Below are 6297 nucleotides of genomic sequence, written 5' to 3' on the forward strand. Positions count from 1 at the left end.
GTTCCGGGAGGCGGACGATGGAAGTCCCAGTCAGTAATCCTTCAGCGGCGGTCCCGCTCGGCACCCGGCCGACGGGCTCTGATCGCCTGGGGCTCGGCCAGACTTCGGCACCCGCGGAGTTTGATCGCCCACTGAACGACCCCGAGGCCGGCGAGGCCCGCCGCCCGATCGAGGACGACGCGGAACAGGATAGCGATCGCCGCGGTGGCGACCAGAGTGACCGCACACTGGAGTTCGACGCGCGTTCCGAACAGGAACTGTCGAGCCGTGCGCGCATCAGCGCCGAGCAGGAGGCGGCCCGCATGCGCCGCGATGGCGACACGCTGGACGATGCAGCGATTCATGATGGCAGTTCGCTGGGGCAGGACGGCGTCGAGGCCTTGCGCCGCCGGGTGGAACTGGCCGTGCGCCTGGCAGGCCCCACCGAGGAGCCACGGCGCGAACTTAACGTGGTGGTCTAGTCACGCCACCTTAAGCACCAACCCCGCCGATTATTGCAGCCGCGTCACCGGCTGTCCCTGGCTTTGCAGCCACTCGCGGGCCTTCTCGCCCGCATGCAGGCGTTCGTCAGGGGTCAGTTCTCGGGCCACGCGCTCGCGATAACGGGCCGCGTTGGCCACACCCATCTCGGCGGCAATCGCATACCACTTGAACGCCGACACGTCCGAGCGCTCCACACCCTCGCCCATCGCGAACAAACGTCCCAGATTCGAGGCACCTCGTCCCTCGCCGCCCTCGGCTGCCAGCAGATACCACTGCGCGGCCTGTTCGGCGTCCTGCGGCAGCCCGCGCCCTTCATCGAACTTGAGTCCGAGATTGAACATCGCCTGAGCATTGCCGCGCTCGGCCGCTACGTGAAACCAGCGGGCGGCCTCGTTGGCATCGGGGGCAACGCCATCGCCCTGTTCGTAAAGGACGGCGAGATTGAAAGCGGCATCGGGAAAGCCTGCCTCCGCTGCACGGCGGTACCAGCGCGCGGCCGCCTCCGGATCGCGCGGCTGATATTGTCCCTCGTCGGCCAGCACCCCCAGGTTGTAGGCGCAGCGGGCATCGCCAGCAGCGGCACCGGCCCGCCAGCCATCGATCGCAGCTTCGATATCACCACGTCCCCAGGCCTTGCGGGCCTGCTCCACGAGATTTTCCAGTTCAGGGGTATCGGCCATGATCGGTTCTTTGTTACCCAGTCGCTTCCGGGACTCTCGGCATCGATATGAGTTCAACTTTACCGGGCGCCACGCCGGGGGTCGATTCGGCACACGGTCTTTCGTGATACCCGGCACAGGCGCAGTTGAAGCAGAAAATTCGGTCGAACTCGTGACGCCTGGGACTGTCCCCTGCTCCGAAAGCTCGGTGTTTTTTTCACACACCTCTCACACCAAGCCTTCGAGGAAGAGGAGAGTAACCATGAAACGATCCACTGGAATTCTGGCGACGCTTGCGATCGCCCCGTTCGCCCTGCTGGTCGGCTGTGGCGATGGCGAAATGGACATGGAAGAGTTCGAGCAGCAGCAGATGGAGCAGCAGGAACAAGGCGGGGGCGAACCGATGCAGCCACCGGCCGACGAGGGTATGCAACAGCAGCAGCCCCCGCAGGAAGGCGGCCAGATGCCGGACGAAGAGGGCAGCATGGAACCACCCGCGGACGGGGGTGGCGAACAGGACTTCTAGTCCTGCCGCCCGCCTGAAGCGCACAAAGGGAGGGGCCTGGCCCCTCCTTTTTTGTGTCTGGCCGACTGCCTCGAACCGCAAAAAAGAGGGCAGCGGCACAGGCCGCTGCCCTTTCACGCCAGCACCCTGACAACGAACAATCAGTTGTCGAAGGTGTCTTCCATCTCGTCACCAGCGTCGTCCATCGCATCGCCGGCATCGTCCATGGCGTCATCAATGTCTTCGCCCGCCTCTTCGGCCGGACCCTGGGTATCGCAGCCGGCGAGGCTGGCACCGCCCAGCGCCAGCATCAGCGCCAGGAAGAAAATCGTCAGTCGGGATTTGTCGAGCATCGGTTCACTCCTTTACCGGAAAATGGATCCTTCAAGTAGATAGTCCAATCGGCGACCTCTGTCGAGGACCGCCGCTTGCTGGACTCGGGCATTGGGACCATAAACCAGCCGGAATGATCGCCGCTCCGCCCACCGGCCCCGCCACACTGTGATCGCCGTCTGGTTTTCGGCGGGCTCGCTGGCAAACCATCAGAAACGGGCATTCAGCGAGACGAACAGGCGCCGGGGCTCGTAGAGGTTGTTGTAGACATTGCTGAAGGTGGTTTCTCCGGTGTCCTCCCGGGTATAGGGCCGGTAATCCTTGAAGTCCTTGTCGAAGAGGTTGTAGATCGTCGCGTTCAGGGTGACGTTCTCGGAAATGTGGTACGCGGCACCGACGTTCACCATCGTGAACCCGTGGAAATCCCCCAGGGCATCGTAGGCACCCTGCGCGCTGCCGCCGTCCTGCGGCTCGTGATAATTGCGCGGGCGGAAGGCGCTCGAACGGTACTCGGCCTCGGCGAAGGCCTCGACCCGCGGGGTCGCCTGCCAGTCCAGTCGGGCATTCAGCATGTGCTCGGGCACGCTGGCCAACGGGTCGCCGACGTTGCTGGCGGCGGTCCCGCCCCGTTTCACCTCGCTGTCCGTCCAGGTGTAGTTGGCCGAGAACGCCCAGTTGGGCGCAAAGCGGTAGCGCGTCGCAAGCTCGACCCCCCGCACCACGGACTCGCCAATATTCACGTCGATGCCTTCATTGGCCCCGGTGCCACGCTCGATCTTGTCCTTGAGCTCGTTGCGGAACACGGTCGCCTGAGCCGAAAAGTCCTGGCGGTTGTCATAGGCGACAGTGAACTCGACGTTGGTGCTGCGCTCGGGCTCCAGGTCCGGATTGCCGAACAGCGGCGTGGAGCCCCCGTCGCCATAGCCGATCACCCCGTCGCTGATCTGTTCGATGTACGGGGCGCGAAAGCCCTGGCCGATCCCGCCCTTGAGCGTGACGGTGTCCGTCGCACTGAACACCCCGTAAAGGCGCGGTGTAATCTGACTACTGAAGTTCTCGTTGTCGTCAAACCGCAGACCACCGGTCAGGGTGAAGCGGTCCGTCATGAACCACTCGTCTTCGACGAACAGGCTGTACTGCCAGAAGGACAGCGAATCCGGCAGGATGCCGTCTTCCAGCTTCGGACGCAGATACTGCCCCCCGACCGTCAGCACGTGGTCATCCAGATACGTGACCACCTGAGTATCCAGGATTGTGGTGTCCAGGCGGAGCGTTCGCGGTGCGCCTTCGCGCGAGGAATCCGGAACGGCCCCCTCGTTGATCGTACGCCCGAGCGTCTCCACCCGATCCTGGGTCAGAGTGGTCTCCCAGGTCCCGAAGTCGTAATCGCCCCGATGGCCGAGACGCACCTGATCGCGCTGGAACTCGAGTTCGCGCGAATATCCGCGCAGGAAGTCCTCGCGTGAATCGCCCGTGCCCGTCAGGCGCCCGAGCTGTCCGCGCGAGTTGTCGTAGCTTTGCCGCGTGGTATCCAGCCGCAGGGAGAATTCATCCTGCGCATTGGGTGTAAACAGCAGGCGGCCGCCAAAGGTCTCGACATTCGCGCTCGTCGGGTTCTGCCCCATAGTGCGGTTGTCCGTCAGGCTGGGCTCGGTGCCGGGGATGTCGATGCTGGAGGCCGAACGCTCGTACAGACGGGTATATAGCTGCATGGACAGGCGTTGGTCCACCAGCGGGCCGGCAAGATAGCCCTCCAGGGTGGAGTAGCCGCCAAAGTCGGAATCCGACTGGAACGTATGCCCCAGCGTCGCGGAGCCCTCCCACTCGTCGTCCGGCTTGCGGGTGATGATGTTGACCACGCCTCCGATCGCGTCGGAGCCATACAGGGTCGACATCGGCCCGCGAATCACCTCGATCCGTTCGATGGCCGCAACCGGAGGGATGAACACGCTGGAGGTATCAGTGAACGCATTCGGGGCCACGGTGCCGGAGACGTTCTGGCGTACGCCATCGATCAGCACCAGGGTGTACTCCTCGGGCAGCCCGCGCAGGCTGATCGTCTGATTGCCAGTCTTGCCGCTGCGGGCATCCAACGAGCGTACGTTCACCCCTTCGATCCCGCGCAGTGCGTCCGCGAGGCTGGTGACCTCGCGGCGCTCCAGCTCTTCGCGCGTCACCACGGAGATGCTGGCCGGCGCCTGTTCGAGATCCTGCTCGAAACCGCCCGCCGTGATGACGACCGGTGCCAGGCGTTGTTCTTCCTCTGGCGGGTTGGCCTGTACCGCCTCCTGGGCGTGGACGACCGAAACAGCGAACGGAAAGCCGAGAGCGGCGCTGGCGATACCAGCCAGCAGCGGAGTATTGCGGGTTGTTTCGAGCATGACGCAGTCTCCCTTTTGTAAAGGTCGCCCCCTTCACGGGGCCGGGAGGCTGGCTGGCTCGAACCGGGGTCTCGCTGGCTGGCATTCGGATTTTGGACAGGCTTACTTGGTCAGGATCAGTTTGTCGTTGGCAGTCTGGCGCAGGGTGTACCACTCGCCCCGGTGCCGGATACGGATCTGGCGCGCGGGACCGAGCAGGTCCTCGCTGGCCACCTCGCGCGGGCCGGCGGCCGGGCGCGAAGATGATGAACCGATGGTTCTGTCTCGCGCGTTCATCGCTCGGCCTCCGGTTCGGAGACAAAGGCCATGCGGCTCACGCCCGACTGGCGCACCTCGGCCATCACCCGGGCCAGCCGCTCGTAGCGCGTGTCCTGGTCCGCGCGCAGATAGATCGCGACGTCGGGCTGCTGCTCGACCGTCTCGCGCAGGCGCTCCGGCAGGCGGTTCAACGAGACCGGGTTGTTGTTCCAGTAGATCTCGCCGTCCCTGTCCAGCGAGAGCGTAACGCTGTCCGGCAGCTCGTCCGCGGGCTCGCTGGTCGCCTGGGGCAGTTCCAGCTCCACCGAGTGAGTGATCACCGGCGCGGTAATGATGAAAATCACCAGCAACACCAGCATCACATCCACCAGCGGGATCACGTTCATGTCCGACATCGGCTCATTGCTGTCGCCCAGGCGTCCAAAGGCCACGCTCACACCCCCTGGGGCAGGCCGGCCCCGGCGGAGGCACCCGCCTGGACATCGTCACGTGCTGTGTCGGCGCGGCGCGCCTGGCCCGGCTGCAGATCGGAATGCATCAGCAGCGCATGCAGATCATGGGCGAATGCCTCCAGCGTCTGGTGCTGCAGCCTCTGGGCGCGGTTGAATACATTGAAAAATGCCACGGCGGGGATCGCAGCCGCCAGGCCTGCCGCCGTCGCAATCAGCGCCTCGCCAAGCGGGCCGGCGACCAGGTCCATGGAGACACTGGCCTCCGTCGAGATATCGATCAGGGCCGCGTGGATACCCCAGACCGTACCCAGCAGCCCCACGAACGGTGCCAAACTGCCGACCGAGGCCAGAATCGTATTGCCCGCCTGCATGCGCAGGTTCTCGCGGTCCATCGACTGGCGGATCATGCGGACCACGTGATCGTCCAGCTGCTGCTCGGCCTTGTCGCTGCCGTCGCGCACGCCGCGATAATGGTCGAACGCGTGGTAACCATCCTGCGCAATCGATGCGAGCGGCCCCCGGCAATTGCCCGCGACGTTGCGAAAGCACCGAGCACTCTGGCTCTCCTCGAACGCGGCCAACGTCCGGCGGTTCTGCCGACGCACGCCCAACAGTGTGAAGAACTTTCCTGCCGCGATCGCCCAGGTGGCGATGGACATCACCAGCAGGGTCAGGAACACCCCGACCAGCAACGGGTCGCCGTGGCGGAATACATAAAAGACGTCGAAATCACTCATGGCTCTTGGCACTCGGCATTGCGTTTGAAGGGTTCGACTGAAAAGCACCGGGGCGCGTTAGCGCAGCTGGAATTCCATCGGCACGACAACCTCGGCCTCGACGGCACGACCACCCCGGCGCGCCGGCTCGAATCGCCAGCGCTCGACGGCCGACAGAGCGGCTTCATCCAGGCGGTCGTAACCACTGGATTCTTCGACCTCCCAGCGGACCGGTTCGCCTTCGGCCGACACTGTGACCCTCAACATCACGGTTCCTTCCTCGCGACGGCGCTGCGAGATACGCGGGTAGTCGGGCGGCGGGTTATCCAGATAATCCGCTCCGAATCCGGGCTCCTCGAACGGCTCATCCCCCTCGCCGGGCTCACCCACCGCGTCCTCTGAGGCGGTGTCCGCCGCATCTTCAGAGTCCGTGTCCTCGCGAGAGTCCGCTTCCGAATCCGTGGTCTGTTCTGGTTCTGGTTCTGGTTCTGGTTCTGGTTCTGGTTCTGG

At 64.6% G+C, this 6297-nt stretch carries 9 protein-coding genes; 2 read left to right on the top strand and 7 right to left on the bottom strand.

The window, feature by feature from the left end:
- Window positions 1-17 precede the first annotated feature (17 nt).
- Window positions 18-461, top strand: a complete 444-nt coding sequence (locus C935_RS0100970) for a hypothetical protein (protein ID WP_018860650.1) — start codon at window positions 18-20, stop codon at window positions 459-461.
- 30 nt (window positions 462-491) lie between these two features.
- Here C935_RS0100970 and C935_RS0100975 read toward each other — a convergent pair whose 3' ends face one another.
- Complete coding sequence (locus tag C935_RS0100975; protein ID WP_018860651.1) at window positions 492-1163, bottom strand: tetratricopeptide repeat protein; 672 nt, start codon at window positions 1161-1163, stop codon at window positions 492-494.
- 241 nt (window positions 1164-1404) lie between these two features.
- On the opposite strand from C935_RS0100975, the gene C935_RS0100980 reads away from it, so the two are divergent.
- Entirely contained in the window at window positions 1405-1668 is a 264-nt protein-coding gene (locus C935_RS0100980; RefSeq protein ID WP_018860652.1) for a hypothetical protein, read from the top strand.
- 140 nt (window positions 1669-1808) lie between these two features.
- Here the strand turns inward: C935_RS0100980 and C935_RS0100985 are convergent, their stop codons facing one another.
- The 6 genes from C935_RS0100985 to C935_RS0101010 form a co-directional block, all read right to left on the bottom strand.
- Window positions 1809-2000 carry a hypothetical protein gene (locus C935_RS0100985; RefSeq protein WP_018860653.1) on the bottom strand — a complete coding sequence of 64 codons (192 nt, stop codon included), beginning with the start codon at window positions 1998-2000 and terminating at the stop codon, window positions 1809-1811.
- 189 nt (window positions 2001-2189) lie between these two features.
- A complete protein-coding gene (locus tag C935_RS0100990; RefSeq protein ID WP_018860654.1) occupies window positions 2190-4361 on the bottom strand; it encodes a TonB-dependent receptor domain-containing protein in 2172 nt (723 codons plus the stop codon).
- A gap of 102 nt (window positions 4362-4463) precedes the next feature.
- Window positions 4464-4637, bottom strand: coding sequence for a hemin uptake protein HemP (gene hemP, locus C935_RS12880; protein ID WP_018860655.1), 174 nt, complete (start codon window positions 4635-4637; stop codon window positions 4464-4466).
- Window positions 4634-5050: a biopolymer transporter ExbD gene (locus tag C935_RS0101000; RefSeq protein ID WP_026278569.1), complete on the bottom strand. Its 417-nt coding sequence runs from the start codon at window positions 5048-5050 to the stop codon at window positions 4634-4636. The genes hemP and C935_RS0101000 overlap by 4 nt, the downstream gene beginning before the upstream one ends.
- A gap of 2 nt (window positions 5051-5052) precedes the next feature.
- Window positions 5053-5808, bottom strand: coding sequence for a MotA/TolQ/ExbB proton channel family protein (locus tag C935_RS0101005; RefSeq protein WP_018860657.1), 756 nt, complete (start codon window positions 5806-5808; stop codon window positions 5053-5055).
- 57 nt (window positions 5809-5865) lie between these two features.
- Window positions 5866-6177: an energy transducer TonB gene (locus C935_RS0101010; RefSeq protein WP_018868059.1), complete on the bottom strand. Its 312-nt coding sequence runs from the start codon at window positions 6175-6177 to the stop codon at window positions 5866-5868.
- Window positions 6178-6297: the final 120 nt, after the last annotated feature.

Source organism: Thioalkalivibrio sp. ALJ3 (genome assembly GCF_000377205.1).
In the GTDB taxonomy this organism is placed as follows: domain Bacteria; phylum Pseudomonadota; class Gammaproteobacteria; order Ectothiorhodospirales; family Ectothiorhodospiraceae; genus Thioalkalivibrio.